General features: G+C 51.6%; 11 protein-coding genes. 8 read left to right on the forward strand and 3 right to left on the reverse strand.

Translation table 11 applies throughout. The features are described from left to right. Positions 1–444 precede the first annotated feature (444 nt). The 8 genes from topA (at position 445) to IPQ00_14305 (ending at position 14066) form a co-directional block, all read left to right on the forward strand. Entirely contained in the window at positions 445–3009 is a 2565-nt protein-coding gene (gene topA / locus IPQ00_14270; GenBank protein ID MBL0241727.1) for a type I DNA topoisomerase, read from the forward strand. Positions 3010–3240: 231 nt separating this feature from the next. Then, a complete protein-coding gene (locus IPQ00_14275) occupies positions 3241–3822 on the forward strand; it encodes a hypothetical protein (GenBank protein MBL0241728.1) in 582 nt (193 codons plus the stop codon). Between the two features lie 91 nt (positions 3823–3913). After that, positions 3914–5674: a M20/M25/M40 family metallo-hydrolase gene (locus tag IPQ00_14280; protein ID MBL0241729.1), complete on the forward strand. Its 1761-nt coding sequence runs from the start codon at positions 3914–3916 to the stop codon at positions 5672–5674. A gap of 124 nt (positions 5675–5798) precedes the next feature. Further along, positions 5799–6584 (forward strand): hypothetical protein, encoded by a 786-nt coding sequence (locus IPQ00_14285; GenBank protein ID MBL0241730.1) that lies wholly within the window; start codon positions 5799–5801, stop codon positions 6582–6584. A gap of 116 nt (positions 6585–6700) precedes the next feature. Continuing rightward, the gene (locus IPQ00_14290; GenBank protein ID MBL0241731.1) at positions 6701–7504 is read left to right on the forward strand and encodes a CbbQ/NirQ/NorQ/GpvN family protein; all 804 of its coding nucleotides are present in this window, start codon (positions 6701–6703) and stop codon (positions 7502–7504) included. Between the two features lie 6 nt (positions 7505–7510). Then, entirely contained in the window at positions 7511–8884 is a 1374-nt protein-coding gene (locus IPQ00_14295) for an FAD-dependent oxidoreductase (GenBank protein MBL0241732.1), read from the forward strand. 626 nt (positions 8885–9510) lie between these two features. Continuing rightward, a complete protein-coding gene (locus IPQ00_14300) occupies positions 9511–10224 on the forward strand; it encodes an NADAR family protein (protein ID MBL0241733.1) in 714 nt (237 codons plus the stop codon). Positions 10225–10511: 287 nt separating this feature from the next. After that, entirely contained in the window at positions 10512–14066 is a 3555-nt protein-coding gene (locus IPQ00_14305) for a TonB-dependent receptor (protein ID MBL0241734.1), read from the forward strand. A 107-nt stretch (positions 14067–14173) separates the two neighbouring features. Here the strand turns inward: IPQ00_14305 and IPQ00_14310 are convergent, their stop codons facing one another. The 3 genes from IPQ00_14310 to IPQ00_14320 form a co-directional block, all read right to left on the reverse strand. Then, entirely contained in the window at positions 14174–16282 is a 2109-nt protein-coding gene (locus IPQ00_14310; GenBank protein MBL0241735.1) for a tetratricopeptide repeat protein, read from the reverse strand. Positions 16283–16355: 73 nt separating this feature from the next. Next, positions 16356–17561 (reverse strand): hypothetical protein, encoded by a 1206-nt coding sequence (locus tag IPQ00_14315; protein ID MBL0241736.1) that lies wholly within the window; start codon positions 17559–17561, stop codon positions 16356–16358. Next, complete coding sequence (locus IPQ00_14320; GenBank protein MBL0241737.1) at positions 17562–17855, reverse strand: Dabb family protein; 294 nt, start codon at positions 17853–17855, stop codon at positions 17562–17564. Between the last annotated feature and the right edge of the window lie 4 nt (positions 17856–17859).

The following is a 17859-nucleotide window of genomic DNA, read 5'->3' on the forward strand; positions in this document are numbered from 1 at the left end:
ACGAAAGAGCTTGGAGCCGTTCGCTTCGGACCATCCGGCCGATATCGACGTCCTGCTCGAATCGATAAGGCTATTGCACGGCGATCTCAATACCGCACTTCTCACACGTTATATTCGCGATATCGTCCGAGTCTTGCTCGCAAAATAGTGAGCACAGTACTTTTGATTACAGCCGGATCTGTCGCGGTATTAATTTCGGTGATGGTATAGCCTCACATTGACAGGCTAGTCAAATAGGTGTTATCAGTCAGAACGTCAGCACGAATTGTGTGTCTGACGGTTTTTTTTCCAGACGCGTAAAAGCGTAGTCATAATCAAATCGCCCACGAAGGCAATGAATTAGTATCCGGCTTTGAGTATCTAGTAAGGCTAACACTTAAAATATTTCGGGCACAAAATATCAAAATCTAACACTCCAGAACTTTACTAAATACCACACTGAATATGTCAAAGAATTTGTTAATCGTTGAAAGCCCTGCCAAAGCAAAGACCATTGAAAAGATCCTCGGAAAGGATTTTCAGGTAAATAGCTGCTATGGCCATATTCGTGACCTTGAAAAAGCCGGGATGGGCATCGACGTCGAAAATGATTTTCATCCCCGCTATATTATTCCGGATGATAAGAAAAAGGTCGTGAATGAACTGAAGTCGTTGGCAAAAAAATCTGATGAAGTGTGGCTTGCAACTGACGAAGACCGTGAGGGAGAAGCAATTAGCTGGCATTTGTGTGAGGTGCTGGGGTTAGACCCAAGATCTACCAAGCGGATCGTATTTCACGAGATTACCAAACCTGCAATAGAAGCGGCAGTAAAGAATCCACGCACCGTGAATATGAACTTGGTAATGGCGCAGCAAGCGCGGCGCGTGTTGGATCGCATCGTCGGGTTCGAATTAAGCCCGGTGCTCTGGCGTAAGATCAGTACAAGCAATAAAAACCTGAGTGCCGGCCGTGTGCAGAGTGTCGCGGTACGCCTCATTGCTGACCGAGAACGCGAGATCAATGCCTTTCAACAAGTAAGCCATTTCAAAATTGAAGGATTATTCATTGCCGATGATATAACCGGAAAATCTGTCACATTTAAAGCGGAAGGCAGAAAACAGGACAGTGCCGAAGATGCAGAAACATTTTTAGTTGGATGCACCGGCGCGAGTTATAAAGTTACCGACGTACGGGTTAAGCCGGGCAAACGTTCACCGGCCCCGCCATTCACCACTTCAACCCTGCAACAGGAGGCGTCGAGGAAACTTGGTTACGGTGTGGCTAAAACGATGCAGATCGCTCAGAAGCTGTATGAAAATGGTCATATCTCGTATATGCGAACAGATAGCGTAAGCCTAAGCACCACAGCACTAGACGACATTACTCAAACTGTGAGAAGCCTTTACGGCGAAAGATATCACCAGTTTCGCAAATTCAAAAATAAAAACGAATCTGCTCAGGAAGCACACGAGGCGATCCGCCCAACCTACACCAGTAAGGCAACGATCAACGATGTAGAATGGCAAAAGTTATACGAACTGATCTGGAAGCGAACGATGGCGTCGCAGATGGCCGACGCTGAGTTGGAAAAAACTACTGTCAACATCGAGATCTCCACCAACAAAGAAGAATTAACGGCGTCAGGTGAAGTATTAAAATTCGACGGATTTCTGAAAGTGTATCGAGAAGATAAAGACGAGGACGAACAGGAAGAATCAACCGGAGGCCTGTTGCCGCCGATGACCGTCGGACAGGCTTTGCCGCTGTCTGAACTCAGGGCAACGGAACGATTCAGCCGTGCCCAGCCGAGATATACCGAAGCATCTCTAGTAAAAAAATTAGAAGAGCTTGGCATCGGGCGACCTTCTACTTATGCACCAACGATCTCTACTATCCAAAAGAGAGAATACGTAGAAAAGAGAGATAAAGACGGTACGCCAAGGGCTCACAGGATATTGGTATTGAAAAACGATTCCATCAGCAAAAGAGAAGAATTTGAAAATACAGGTGCAGAAAAAGCAAAACTCTTCCCGACGGATCTAGGGTTAGTGGTGACGGACTTTCTGAAACAGCATTTCGACGACATTATGGATTATGGCTTTACTGCCAAGATCGAGGGAGAGTTCGACGAGGTAGCAGGCGGCAAATTGAAGTGGAACGACATGCTTGAGGAGTTTTACGGCCCCTTCAAAAAGGATGTCGACAACACCATCGAAACTGCCGAGCGTGTAAAGGGCGAAAGAGTTCTGGGAACTGACCCCGAGAGCGGAAAACCAGTGGTCGCGCGTATGGCGCGCTATGGTCCGATCATACAGATCGGGAGCGTCTCTGAAGAGGAGAAGCCGCGATTTGCAAAAGTCCCGACAGGACAGAGCATTGAGACGATAACTTTTGATGAAGCTCTGACCTTGTTTAAGTTGCAGACGGCGATGGGCAGTTATGACGGCAAAGAATTGTCGGTAAGCGTGGGTCGCTTCGGGCCTTACGTAAAGTGGGGTGATGAGTTTGTGTCGATACCCCGCGGCATCGACCTTGGAACGGTTGATACGGAAAAAGCGATCGAATTTATAAAAGCCAAACAGGAGGCGGATGCTCCGGTTGGTGAATATGATAGTAAACCTATCACAAAAGGGACGGGGCGTTTCGGGCCGTTTATAAAATGGGACGGTCTGTTTATCAACGTGCCGCGTCGATATGACCTTGAGAATCTGACCCAGGCCGAGATGAACGAACTTATCGAGGCAAAGGTCAGCAAAGAAGCCAACCGCTATATCCAACGTTGGGAAGATGAGAAAATATCGGTCGAAAATGCCCGTTGGGGACCTGTCATCAAATTCGGCAAAAAGATAATTTCAGTGCCAAGAAAAGCTGATGGAACACGCTCTACAGCAGACGAGGCGGCAGTTCTGACACTTGAACAGGTTAAAAAACTTATTGAAGCTGAAGTCCCGGACGCATTTAAGAAGAAGGCAAAGCCTGCAGCTAAAAAGACAGGTGCTAAGAAAACTGCGAAGAAGAATGGTCGATGATGGAAATTTTCGGATTCGAACTTTTAATGAGCCGCCGCCGATTTTTCGCACAAACCGGTTAAAGAAAAGTGCTCATCGTGCGGCATACGGTTTCTAGTGGAAAAGACCAACAAGGATGATGGCGCCGTGCGACATTGCCAAAACAAAGACTGTGATTATAAAATGACTGTCGATAACACGGATTTAACATCTGACGTCACGACAGACCAACCTGCGGTTTAAGTCGACCCAATGAAAGAAAATCTTCAGTTCTTACAGGCATTTTTAAAAAATCCGATGAAGGTCGGAGCCGTTGCCCCTAGTTCTCCGGAGCTTGCAGCCGAGATGTTGATCGGCATAAAGCCGGACGAAAATAATATCGTCCTCGAGCTAGGCGTCGGTACCGGAGCGATCACCAAATATCTCCAGCAGATCATTCCCAATCGGGATTCATATCTCGGTATCGAGCTAGACTCGGAAATGGTGAAGAATCTCGGCAAAAACTACGCTGACCTAAATATTGTGTGCGGAAACGCTGCCGAATCATATCGGATCCATCAGGATTCCGGCCTCGGCAAAGTGCGATATTTGGTTTGCTGCCTGCCGTTTGTCTCGTTGCCTAAAGAGGTGAGTGAGAGCGTTTTGCTCGAGATCGAAAAGTTTATGGATGCTGGTTGCGAACTGCGGATCTTTCAGTACGCTCACGGTTATTACCTGCCGCCCGCGATAAAATTGCGCGAATTTTTGAGAAACCGCTACGGCAAATCCAAACGGAGCCCGCTCGTGTTAAAAAATGTGCCTCCGGCGTTTACGCTTACCTGGTCATCTATCTGACAAATCTTTACATCATTTTCCTTCCGTCTTGTGTTATAAGTAGTTTTGCTTTTACACGAGAATCATTTTATTTTTCAGGAGACATTTAGATATGCTACGACGCAAGATTGTAGGTGTATTTGTAATTTACGCCTTTTTGCTGCCGACGCTCGCTCTAGGGCAATCTTCACCGAAAGTCTATGAAGCACCGAAAGAGGTGCTTGATAAGATCAAAGAAGAAGGAACAAAGAATTCGCAGATAATGCAGACCCTCGGTTATATGTCCGATGTGATCGGACCGCGATTAACCGCATCGCCGGGTGCAAAGCGTGCCAACGATTGGACGCGCGACACGCTTGCAAAATGGGGCTTGCAGAATGCTCATCTCGAATCGTGGGGACCATTCGGTCGCGGCTGGACGCTCAAGCGATTTACGGCTATGGTCGATGGACCGACCGCATTTCCGTTGATCGCGTACCCAAAGGCGTGGTCACCCGGCACTGATACGTTGGTTCCGGCACCCACGGTCGATCCGAAAGCAAAAAACAAATCTCAACCTGCGGCCGCAAATCCGCATACTTCATACACGGGCGAGGTCGTTCGTTTCAACGCTCAAAACGCGGCCGAACTCGAACAGTATAAGGGCAAGCTGAAAGGCAAGATCGTATTGATCGGCCCGATCCGTGAGTTAAAAGCCTGGATGGAAGCGCCCGGCAAACGATTTACCGACACGGAACTTCTTAATATGGCAGACGCCCCCGATCCGGCAACAATCCGTCGGGCGGCAGGCGGTCCCGGCGGCAATCCGAACTTTGCTCAAATGATGCAGTTCAATTCGGCGAGGATGCGTTTTCTGGTCGATGAGGGTGCGGCGATTCTGGTCGACTCAGCACGCGGTGACGGCGGCACGATGTTTGTTCAGGGTGCGACGGCAGTTCAACCGCCACCTGCCGCCCCGGGATCACCGGCCAATCCGCAGGTTCGCGTTTGGGACAAGGGTGCAAATGTACCTATCCAAGTGAGTGCTTCAACCGAACATTTCAACCGCGTTGCGAGAATGATCGATGCCGGCGAAAAGGTAACGATGACGATAAATCTCGCCGTTGACTACCAGGATGCGGACCCCAATGGATACAATACGCTCGCTGAGATCCCCGGAACGGACAAGGCCGACGAAGTCGTAATGCTCGGAGGTCATCTTGACTCGTGGCACGGCGGAACCGGTGCGACCGATAATGCGGCCGGCTGTGCTGTGATGATGGAAGCAGTCCGCATCATCCAGGCACTTGGACTCAAGCCGCGTCGGACGATCCGTATCGGATTATGGACGGGCGAGGAGCAGGGCCTATACGGTTCACGTGCCTATGTCAAGCAACACCTTGGCTACCTCGGTGACGGCACGACGCCAGCATTCGGCGGCGGCGGCGGCGGACGAGCGACCACCCCACAACCGCTAACGAAATTGGCTGAATATGACAAACTTTCGGCTTACTTCAATATCGACAACGGTACGGGCAAGATCCGTGGCGTGTATATGCAGGGTAATGAGGGTGTCCGGCCTTTCTTTCGAAATTGGCTTTCGCCTTTCAAAGACCCCAAATGGTACGATGCCTCAAAGCCGCTCGATATGAGTGCGAGTACGCTGACGCTTGAAAATACGGGCGGCACTGACCACCTCAGCTTTGACGGGATCGGGTTGCCGGGCTTTCAGTTCATACAGGATGCGGTCGAGTATGACACTCGCACACATCACTCAAATCAGGATGTGCTTGACCGCATCCAACCGGATGATGTTAAGCAAATGGCGATCATCGTGGCGACATTTGTCTATCAGGCCGCGATGATGGACGACAAAATGCCGCGAAAGCGATAACTTACTCGATTAGCTGTTAATTGACGATTTGCCTGAGAGTGCTGTCTAGCGGTGCTCTCAGGCAATTTTTTGTTTCAAATTTCGCGTTTATGGGTTAAAATCAGGCGATTTACCGGATATCAATATGGCTAACATCGAATTTTACAGCGGAGCGATCGACGCGTCCGGTTGTGTCAGCAACGGTTGGAATCTAGTTAAGCAAAATTACGGCCTGTTTCTCGGTATAACGCTCGTTGCGATGATAATCGCGGGCTGCATCCCCTGCTTCAGCTTGTTTTTGGTCGGACCGATAATGGGCGGCGTCTTTTACGCCGTGTTGCGCGAAATGCGCGGAGAACCGATCGAGTTTGGGATGATGTTCAAGGGATTTGAGAAATTTGTTCCGCTGATGGTGATCGGTATCATTCAGTCCATCCCGGAGATCGTCGGCCAAGGCATACGATTTACGGTCGACATCGGTCGGATCGGTTTATTGGGCGGCGATGGCGGATCCGATCGTGAGTTTTTTCAAAGTTCAGATCAGGGCCTTGCGATCGCCGGTGGCGTTTTGATCATTTTGGCTATAGTGGGCGTGCTTTTTATGCTGTTGGCGGTCGTGTGGCGAGTGCTGTTGGTTTTTGCGATCCCGCTTGCGATGGAGCACGATCTCGGGCCGGTAGATGCGATGAAATTGAGTGCCAAGGCCGCGACCTCTAATGTGGGTGGACTCGTCGTGCTCTTTATATTTGAAGCTCTGGTCGCGCTACTCGGATTTTTGATGTTGTGTGTCGGATTGTTTTTTGTAATGCCGATCATTTATGCAGCAAATGCGTTTGCCTATCGGCAAGTATTTCCGTTGATCGAACAGAACTTCCAAATAACGCCGCCGCCGCCGACGATTTACGGCAGTAGCTACGGACGCGGTATGTAGTCCTTAGGTTAAATTCCATAAACGGAACACCAGGGTCCGTTTGAACGCCGCCGATACGGATCTAACAATTTCGTCCCCTTGCGTTCTTAGCATCTTTACGTTGAAAATAAAGCTGTATGGAAACAGCAGTCGAACAGTACAAGGTCGCAAACGAACCGTATTATTTGCCGTTAAAAAACGAGGTCGAGCTTTTCGAAGCCGCTTACGTCGCAAAGCTTCCTGCGATGCTCAAAGGCCCGACGGGCTGCGGCAAGACGCGCTTTGTCGAGTATATGGCGCATAAGTTGGATCGGCCGCTTATCACCGTCGCCTGTCACGAAGACCTTTCATCGACCGATCTCGTCGGCCGCTTTCTGCTCGAGGGCGAAGAGACTGTGTGGCACGACGGCCCTCTGACCGCCGCGGTGCGTGCCGGTGCGATCTGCTATCTCGATGAGGTTGTCGAGGCCCGCAAAGACACAGTCGTCATAATTCATCCGCTGACCGACGATCGCCGCCGTCTGCCGATCGAAAAACGCGGCACCGTGATCGAGGCACCGCCCGAGTTTATGCTCGTCGTGTCGTACAATCCCGGATACCAATCGATACTTAAAGACCTAAAACAATCTACACGTCAGCGTTTCGTGGCAATGGAATTCGACTATCCCGATGCGGAAGCCGAGACCGAGATCGTCGCCAAGGAAGGTGGGATCGACGAATCCACCGCGGCTGACCTGGTGGCGATCGGCCAAAAGGTGCGCAATCTTCGCGGCCATGGCCTCGAAGAGGGTGTCTCGACACGCCTCCTCATCTACGCCGCCCAAATGATCGCCCAAGGCATCTCGCCAATCGCCGCCGCCGAAGTCGCCATCTGCTCACCCATAACCGACGACCGCGAACTCCAACGCTCGATCCGCGAGATCGTGACGACCATTATCTGAACTATTATGACAAAGACCGATCGCCGAGAATTTCTCAAGATATTAGGCCTCACTACTGCGGGTATCGCAGTTGGTTCGCACGGTGTATTCGGACAGAAGCTGAGTAAAAGGTCGTGCATTATCATTGGTTCCGGTTTGGCCGGGCTGTCGGCGGCATTTAAGTTAACGAAAGCCGGTTGGAGCGTGACCATCCTGGAAGGCCGAAGCCGTCTCGGCGGCCGTGTTTTTTCGCATTCGATGCCCGAGAACAAAGATCTGACATTTGAGCTCGGCGCCGAGTGGATAGGGGAGGATCACGAGCGCATCAAGGCTCTTTGCTCGGACTTTAAGATCGGCCTTCAACGTCATCAGTTCGACGACTATCTGCAGCAGAACGGCAAGGTCTCGCGTCCCGGCGAATGGGGCTTTTCGAGCGAGGCAAAGGGCGCATTTGAAAAGATGGTCAAGGGCTATGCGAAATTAACAAAGCCGCAGCAAGAGCGACTCGACCGCAAGGATTGGTGGACGCACCTTTCAGACATTGGGTTTTCGCGCGAAGATCTGATCCTTCGCGACTTGGCCGACAGCACTGACTTTGGCGAATCGATCCGCCACGTGTCGGCTTTTGGAGCGCTTGCCGAATACGCTGAGAATGACGAGACGCGTACAAAGAATCAGATGGATTATAAGATGACCGGCGGCAATTCGCGGCTGATCGAGGAATTTACAAAGCGCATCGGTCCCGAAAATATACGCACCGGAATGAAGGTGACCGACGTCAAACAGCGGGCCGGCGTGGTTACGGTCACGGCAGGCGGCGAGAGTTTTCGCGCGGATGCATGCATCTGTACGGCTCCGGTTGCGAGTCTTCGCAAGATAAAATTTGACACGCCGCTCTCGTCTGTTCAGGCGGCCGCCGCTGAAAAGCTGATCTATGCACGTATCATTAAGAACTCTGTGCTTTACGACAAACGGTTTTGGAAGGACGATAACTTCTCGCTCGTCTCCGACACGACGTCGCATTACTATTTTCACTCCACCCAAAATCAACCCGGCAAACAGGGCATTTTGACGGCATACGCGGTCGGCGAAAAGGCCGATGTGCTCGCGTCGCACGACGATCGTCGGCGTATGAATATCATCACGCGCGACCTGACGGATCTCGATCCGGCGGCACCTAGCCTCGCACGCGGCATCACGTCATACGCGTGGCAGCGTGACGAATACACCGAGGGAGCCTACGCGCTCTACCGTCCCGGCCAATGGTTCGGCATCCGCCCGCTTCTCAAAGTGCCCCACGGCAAGGTACTATTCGCCGGCGAACACCTCGCCGATTGGCAAGGCTTTATGGAAGGCGCGATCAACACTGGCGAAGAAGCCGCTGACCTGCTGATAAAGTAGTCCGAGCCGCCATCTTTGTCGTTATAACCGACGACCGCGAACTCCCGCTCGATAAACTAGAGAAGCTGGGCGAGATGCTTGAGGAGCGGAAGTCAATAAGCGGCGGAGCATAACCAAACACCAATTAATGGCATCAAACCATCATGTACAGACTGATCCCCCTTTTCATATTTGCATTGATTGCTGGATCTGTTCAGGCCCAAAAGGTGCCAGATAAGATTGTTGTATCGGATGAGCTCAACTTTATAGCGTTCTTTCCCGAGCCACCAATCAAATCCGAAAGCTCAATCGATACTAGGTTTGGTAAAGCATATTCCAGACGGTGGACATTAGAAGTGCCAGCCGGATTCTACGAAATCTCGGTGGATGACTTTCAAGACTTATCCGTCGAGAAGAATGACAAATCACTGAACGCATTTTACGATTCCGTTTGTAGTGACTTTGCAAGTCAGTATGGAGCGAAGTGTAACAACTATTGGAGCAAAGAATTATTTGGTGAAGTTGGGAAGCATGCGGGAGGCCGCACAAAGTCTTCATTTGTGTACGTCGAGATGTACTTGGTGAACAAGCGACTTTACCAGTTGAAGACTGTCCTGAGCACTTCGATCGAAAACGATAGACAAGCCATGCTTGAAGTGCAAAAGTTTTACGATGAGTTTGTCTTCGTATACCGAAAGAATAATGAGGAGAAATTTACTTACGGAATACCGCCTTCGATCTCACAGAAGAGAAGTGATTCGCTGAACTATCCCGCGATCTGGTTCGCGCCGATCAACGACCCAAACAAACCCGACTGGGAGATACTGCCGCAGGAGGCTAAGGCGGGTGAGGTTATTTTGTCGAAGCGGAATGAGCTTGGGATATTGTCGAACTTTGCGGCGACGCCGTTTGAGATGGACGGAAAGCGTTACGCGAGCGTCGAAGGTTTTTGGCAGATGATGCTTTATCCTGAGGAGCCCGACGATCCGCGTGCTAAGGATAAACTTGTGACTTGGAAATACACCCGCGAGCAGGTCGCACAGATGACCGCCTTCGAAGCAAAAGCCGCCGGAACCTTGGCCGAAGAGAACATGAAGACGCTCGGCATCGATTGGTGCACGTTCGAAGGCAAGAGATTTCTTTACCGCTCCGCAACACCCGGCGAGCATTACAAACTCATCCTCGCCGCGATGCGTGCCAAAGCCGACCAAAACCCCAAAGTAAAACGCATCCTCCTCGCGACCGGCGATCTCATCCTAAAACCCGACCACCACGGCGAAGAAAACCCGCCACCTGAGTGGCTTTACAACGACATCTGGATGCAGATAAGAAAGGAATTAACCGCGGATAAACGGAAATGAACGCGAATATCACTGCCTAGCCTATTTGCGTGTATCTGCGTCCATCTGCGGTTAATTTAGCTCTGTAAATAGAGAACCACCCCGTCAGCCGCCACCCCTCCTTCGTACGGAGGAGATCTTTTGAACAGTGTTAACATTCATTTAACACCCAATTCACCTCTCGTTAACTTCTCATCTCTAATCTACTTTTTGCAGCCAAGAAATTTAACAAATGAAGGAACCAGGGCGACGGTTTTCGGCTAGAGCTGTAAGATCGCCCGCCAAAGTAGTTTTACAAAGGAGTGATGATGAAATCCAACATCTTCGTACGAGTTTTGTCAGCGATATCGATCGTCTTATTCGCATTCATAATTAACATATCGGCTCAGGCCAACGGCAAAATTGCCGGCACGATAACCGACGTTAATGGCGGCATCATTCCGGGTGCCACCGTCACGGTGACCAATGAAAAGACGGGCGAGGCCCGCAACGTACTCGCTAAGGAAGACGGCACGTTTCTCGTCGTCAATCTGCAGCCGGCGATCTATACGGTTGCGGCCAGCGGCAGTAACTTTGCGACTGCGACCAAAAGGAATATCGAATTGCTTGTCGGACAAGAACTCGATCTGGAGCTGAAGCTGCAGGCCAAGGGCGTGACCGTTTCGGTTGACGTTATCTCCGGCGAAGACTTGATCGTCAACACGGCGTCAGCCAGTATGAGCGCAAACGTCAATGCCCGCGAGGTCGAGGGTCTGCCGATCAACGGCCGCCAGCTATCGCAGCTATATCTGCAGGCTCCGGGCGGCGTCAACAGCGGCAGCGGGACATTTTCGGACATTCGCTTTTCGGGCCGAGCCAATAATCAAAACGTCGTTCGGTACGACGGCATAGAGGGCACCGCGATCATCGATGCGAGCCCGGGCAACCTGAACGGCGAAGTGCCGTCACCGTTTCGTCTGCAGTCGAGCCTCGAAAACGTGCAAGAATTTCGCGTCGATTCGAGCAACTTTCCCGCCGAGTTTGGCACCGGAACCGGAGGACAGATCAGCGTTGTCACAAAGTCCGGCGGCAATAGCTTTCACGGTTCGGTGTTTGAATATTTCCGCCGCGATTCATTGGATGCCCGAAACTTCTTTGAAAACTCATCACCGGGGATCGACAAGGGCAAGCTTTCACTCGACCAGTTCGGCGGATCGATCGGCGGGCCGATCATCAAGGACAAGCTATTCTTCTTCGGCAGCTATGAGCAATACCGCGGCCGTTTCGGATTGAATTTTGTCGAAGCCGCACCTAGCCTGAGTCTGGCGTTGCCTGGAGCATTTATCCCCGGAACCACAACACCGGTCAATCCTCTGATCCAACCGTTTATCGCTGCATTTCGCTCTCCAAACGCCGTAGTTATACCGGGAGCCTCGGCCGTGTCCGGATTTGAGGTACTTCAAATCCAGGACAACGAGAAGGTCAACGAAAAAGCATTAGCTGCTCGAATTGATTATCAGATCAACACCTACCATAAGCTCTACACGCGTTTCTTTCGCGATGAGGGGACCGATATCGCACCCGAAGGTATTTCGGGTCGCGTGACATCGATCGAGGCCGTCCCGCAGAATGGTGTCGCAGGGTTTCAGTCGATCCTACGGAAAGACGGATCGCTGATCAACGATTTTAAGTTCGGCTACAACGCCGCCCGCACACGGATCAACGGCCAGGCGGCGACCGTCGGCGGCCTCGACTTTTCAAACTTGATACTTAACATTTCCGGTAGCGTCGCAAATACCGGCATCGCGGGCCAGGGCACTTCGTCAGGCATTTCGATCCCGGGAGGCCTCGTCCGAGCCAATTCTGCGACCAACGGCCGCGGGCAACCTTACACGCCATATTCGCTTTCGTTCGTCGATAGTATCAACTGGGTTCGCGGGAATCACAATTTCAAATTTGGCGGCGAGGTTCGCCTGATCAGAATGTACACAGACCGCCTGGGCGGCACGACATACACGTTTTCAAATCTCGCGTCGTTCCTAGCGAATACGCCGACGTCGGTACAGTATCTGGGCGACGTAAGTGCCCCGAGTCCATTCAACAACGGACTAACGGGACAGCGTTTGGCAAAGCAGGAATATTACATCGGTTATGCTCAGGACGAATGGAAGCTCAAACCCGGACTTACATTGAGTTATGGGCTTCGCTACGAGTATTACACTCCGCTCCACGAAGCAAATAACGGCCAGGTGCTTTTTGATATCAATACCGGAACTCTGCGACCGTCATCTGAGGCGGCGTTCAAATCGTCCAAAAACAATTTCGGGCCACGCGTCGCATTGTCATGGTCACCTGATCAGGATGGTAGCGGATTCTTTTCAGCCGGAAAGTCCGTTATCCGCGGCGGCTTAGGGCTCTATTACGGCCCGGGACAGACCGAGGATCAGATCCAGCCGATCGAAAGCGACCGCGTTAGCTCAACGGTGACGAGCGGTTCGCTACTCGCGTTTCCCGCAAACATTCCGGGGATCATTGCCAATTTTAATGCAAATCCCAACAATCGCAGCTACCAGCCGCGTGCATACTCGAACGACTACACTATTCCGGAACGCATCTTTCAGTACAGCGTTTCGTGGCAGCAGCAACTTCCCGGCGGAATAACGACAACGCTTGGGTACGTTGGCAGCAATGGCAGCAATCTATTTCTGAGAAGCGTCGCCAATCGGATCCTGCCTGGCCAGACGACCATCGCAAACGGAACCAATATCCCGACCGGGTTTGGCGTCATCAACCGCACCAATCCGACCGGGCAGGTCATCGGGGTGACGACGGTTCGTCAATTCAGCATCGTCAGCGGAACGACCGTCTCAAATCCGTATGCCGAGATCGACTATAAGACGAGCGGCGGCGACGATCGATACAATGCTCTCCAGTTTTCGGCCCAACGCAGCTTTCGCAGCGGTTTGACGATGAACGCCCAGTACACATTCGGCAGTAGCCGCGGCACGACAGCGGGTTCAAACGAAGCTCGAACGAGCGCTCAACTCGAAAATTTTGAAGCCGATCGCGGCCGCAATAATTTCGACGTGCGTCACACGTTCAATCTAAGTGCACTTTACGAACTACCTTTCGGCAACGGTAAAAGATTCGATCTCGGCCGCACCGGCAACTTCCTGCTTGGCGGTTGGGAGCTCGGCGGGATCATTAACGCACGAAGCGGCGTTCCGGTCGAGGTGTTGGTTGTGAGGCCTGACATCGTCGTTCAATGTCAGCAAGCGGGCGGTTGTCCCAACGGTGCAGGCGGATTTTTTGCAAATGGCTTCGTCGCAAACCTGCCATCGTTAGGAGCATCGTTCCCGTCATTGCCGACCGGCTTCGTCGCGGTCGTCAATACTCCGGGAGGCGGCAATTCACGCAACGTTCGTCGGCCAAATCTGATCGCGGGCGTCAACCCGTATCTCAATAATGACCGCAACTACATTAATCCGGCCGCGTTCGCGACCCCAGCACCGGGCACATGGGGCGATCTTTCCAGAAATGAGCTGTCCGGACCATCTTTCCGCCAGGTGGATATGATCGTTGCAAAACGGTTCAGGATCAGAGAAACGATGAATTTCGAATTTCGTACCGAATTTTTCAACATTTTTAATCAGACGAATTTCGCTAATCCATCGACCACGATCAGCAACGCTTTGCCAAATCTAGCATTCAATTCGGCGACATCGATCTACTCCGCAACTTCGTCGAATGTCATTCAACCGGGCCAGGCATTCACACAGGGTGCCGCAGGCTCGACATTTGGCTTGCTACGGTCAACCGTCGGCCGTACGGTCGGCTTGGGTTCAAATCGGCAGATACAGTTTGCGTTCCGATTTAACTTCTAATTCAAGGGGGAACCAGGGGTAAAAAGGGTGCGTGAAGATAACTCTTCCCGCACCTTTTTTAAGTGTATCCGAGCAACTAACGCGGGCATTTTGCGATCGGTGGATCGCTATTTGATGACCGCGGTATTCTGCTTTTCTTTCGGATCGAACGGTGATGCCTGGTAGCGCTTTACGGCGTCCTGGGCGTTGTCGTAGTTGTCGCCGATGGTCTCGGCACGTTTATATGCACCGACCGCTCTCGTACGGTCGCCTTTGGCATCGTAGGCATTTCCCATTTTGATCTCGGACCAAACATGCAGCCACATCGGTCGGGCTGCTCCTTGATTGCCGAGGTCGCGGGCCGCCTTAAAGTTGTCGATCGCCAGATCGTAATTACGTTGTTCGAGGAACAGCAGACCAAGATGGTAGTAGATCCAGGCGTTTGAGCGGTCGAGTTTGAGTGCGGCTTCAAACTGTGTCTGCGCCTCGACATAATTGCCTTCCTTAAACTGCTCGATTCCGCGGCGGGCTATCGACGAAACGCGAAGGTCTGGCGAAATCCGCAGTATCTTATAATTAGGGTCGATGATCACGGCTAGCGGTTTGCCGGTCGATTCGATATTAAAATCCGCACTTGCATCTTCGATATTCACCGTCACATTTTGAGATTGGGCCTCGCCTTCAGACCGAAGTTGCAATTCAAGCGGCAACCTCAGGTTATCGTAGTTTTGCGAGACCGTGCCGCGTGTTATAAACTTGCCGCCCTTGGTCCGAATGATCTGGTAATCAGCGTTAAATTCGGGTACGCCGGTGCCCTCCACCCAGCGGGCAAAAAAGTAACGCATCGGCTGGCCCGCGATACGCGACGCTAGTTTTTCAAAATCGTCGATCGACGCGCTCTTACCGCGATATTCGGCAAGGTATGTCTTCAACAGCAGATCAAACTTATCCGCGCCGAGCGTATCGCGGAGTAATTTGAAGACGAATGCGCCCTTGCCGAACATAATGTACTGGTAAGCGATCGACTGATCATCTAGATTTGCCGGAGCACGCAATAGCGATGCGGTTTGTTCAAAAGTCAGAGCTTTTTCCAAAAGTTCGCGGCGCATATCCTCAAGCTTTGCCGCATCGGTCACGCTTTCGCGAAGCATCACGGCACTATATTCTGCAAGTCCCTGTGAAAGCCAAACGTCATCAAACGATTTGAGTCCAACCGTCAAACCCCACCACTGAAGTGCCGCCTCGCGCTGAAGTCGCGTGACCGTCACATCGCGGCCCTCTTCGAACTGGCGATTGGCGATAAAAAGCATTCCCTGCGCCGAGTAGAAATCGAGACTGTCATTATCGATCTCAATTATGTTCAGTTTCTTAGCCGTATCGGCCGCACCAAAACTCTTGGAATAGAACTGCAGTGCCGAGCCAAGAGTTTCGCCGTAGCGCGAGATCAATTCGTTGTTACCGCTACGAGTGAAAAACTGGAGTTCGTAGTCGCCAAATCTGAGCGATTTGGATTGATACTTGCCGTAAGCAAAATTGCCGACCAACGACGGCCGCGATTGCACATAGCGATATTTGCCGCCGCTCGGTGCCACCGGCATATCGCTGTAACCGACCGGCGTGAGTCCGCCCGGGAGCGAGATAGTGACGTCCGAAGTCGCCAGATCCGCAGCGTAATCGTGAAACGGAAACCAACGTGCGGCGTACATTAGATAACCTTGATCAGTACCGATATAGGCGAGGCGCTTAGTCAGAAGCGGGCCGCCGACAGGCAATTCTAAAATACCGTTGTACTTGAACCGGAGCGTGATCGGCGTTCCTTTGATAGCGGTCTCGCCGAGATCGATCCTGACGTTAGGGCCGATGTCGGCCACGCCGGCTTGATCCTGTATGAACGAAAGCCCCGGCGTGGATGCGGCCTTTACGCTCGGTCGCGTAGGCGGCCTTACGCCGGGCTTGACGACCGTATCAGTAACCGTGGTGGTTGCCCCGATCCTTGTGATCGAATCGACCTTGAGCGAGCCGTTAAGCTCAAATGTGATGTTACGCGTGTCGTCGAGCGGCGTGAAAGTCACGTCTACCGTCGCGTTTATCTTTCGCTCAAGCGGTGTCAGCGACACGTCCATTACGTAATTGGTCACGTCGAACGGTGCACGTTTCACCTGCTGTGCAAAGACCGACAACGACAATACGGACAATAACGCAACCGCTTGAAAGACTCTGATCAGTATCTTCTTCATTCTGTTTTCTGCAACAAAAACGCCTACCTCAATTGTGCTCTCTTATGATGAGCGCAAATTACAAATCGTTTGCCTATCGTACATATATCGGGTTTGATACGATCCAGGGCATCATCGAACCGGTTTCGCCTAGGGCGTCCTGATATATCTCAACACGATAAACGCCGGGCCCATCGGGTTTGACCGAAAACTCGTCGGTCTCTGCCTGTTCGCCAAATTTCTCGCCGTTCTTAAAAATAACGGTTCGTGCAGTGACCGGCGACGACGCCTTAAGCGACAGTCCCTCGGAGAACACTACCTCACCGCCCTGTTGGGTCGTTTCGACTCCGCTGGTTGCCACAAATGAGAATCCCGTCGTATCGCCGAAGGCGTCAAAGCCGGTGAAATAGTTGCCTTGCCGGATTGCCTCGATCAAAGATTCGCGGTTTAGTGCAACGTCTTTCGGCAACAAAATATGCATTCGGACAATACGGAAAGTGACGTCGTACGGATCGATCTTGATATTTAAGAGTTTGCCGCCGGTTTCGGTTCCGAATAAATGGATGCCGATATTCGAATGGCCGTCGGTGCCGCCAAACATCGATATACGCCGCGCCTTTGATATTTCATCGAACTGCTGCAGGTTAACGTCCGGCCTTTTTAGATGATCGGCAAACATCAATGCGGGATACGAATATCCGGACCATAGTGCGTCGAAAATGAGCGTCAACGGATTGGCACGCTTTGCCATCGTCTTGAGGTTAAATACTTCGATCCCGTCAAACGCTGAGTCCCAGGTCTTAAACTTCTCAGGATATGCGATCACCGCTAAACCCTTTTCTGAATGTATTTTGGATAGAACGCCGCCGGTGTGCTCGAATCTAAACCCTGCCGCATCTGCGCCGCCGGGAAGCATAAAAAACCTATCCGAATCGGCCGTGTCGATCTCATTTCCGCCAAGGAAAAGTGTCTTACCGTAAATGCCGTTGAGCGTCATTGCGGCCGTGTCGTAACTTTCCGAGTAGTGTTCGGTCATCACGACAAAATCGAGATCATTGGCATTTGCCGCAGCGATCAACTCATCAAAACCACCGGTGCTGTGGCCGCCCAGACTAGTGTGAACGTGGATATTTCCCTTGTATTCGACGTAATTCGGGTCGGTCTTGGGCTTTCTCTGCGACTGGATCTGCGCGACCTTTTCCGCACGATTTCCGATCAAATAGCGGCGATAGATGAACGGTACCTGCACCACCACAAGGATAGCCAGCAATGCCAAAATGATCTTTTTGATCCGTTTCACCTATTCGTTAATAAAATCTACCGAAACGATACGTTCGGAAATCGCTTTACCAAACACGGCTACCTTTAGATGCTCCGGATGGTCAGAATAGCTTGCCAGAGAGTCGCGATCGGTAAAAGTCGACACCAATCCGGTGTCAAATGACCTGTCGAGGTGCAATATGTCGGTCCCGACCTCAAACGAAATGATCTCAGGGATCACGCCTACAAGTGCTCGCAATTGCTCGATGTGATTAAGACGATCCGAGGCACTAGCCTCCGGTTTGTATTTCCAACAGACAATGTGTGTCAACATAAAT

Origin of the sequence: Chloracidobacterium sp. (genome assembly GCA_016720705.1) — a bacterium.
In the GTDB taxonomy this organism is placed as follows: Bacteria; Acidobacteriota; Blastocatellia; order Pyrinomonadales; family Pyrinomonadaceae; genus OLB17.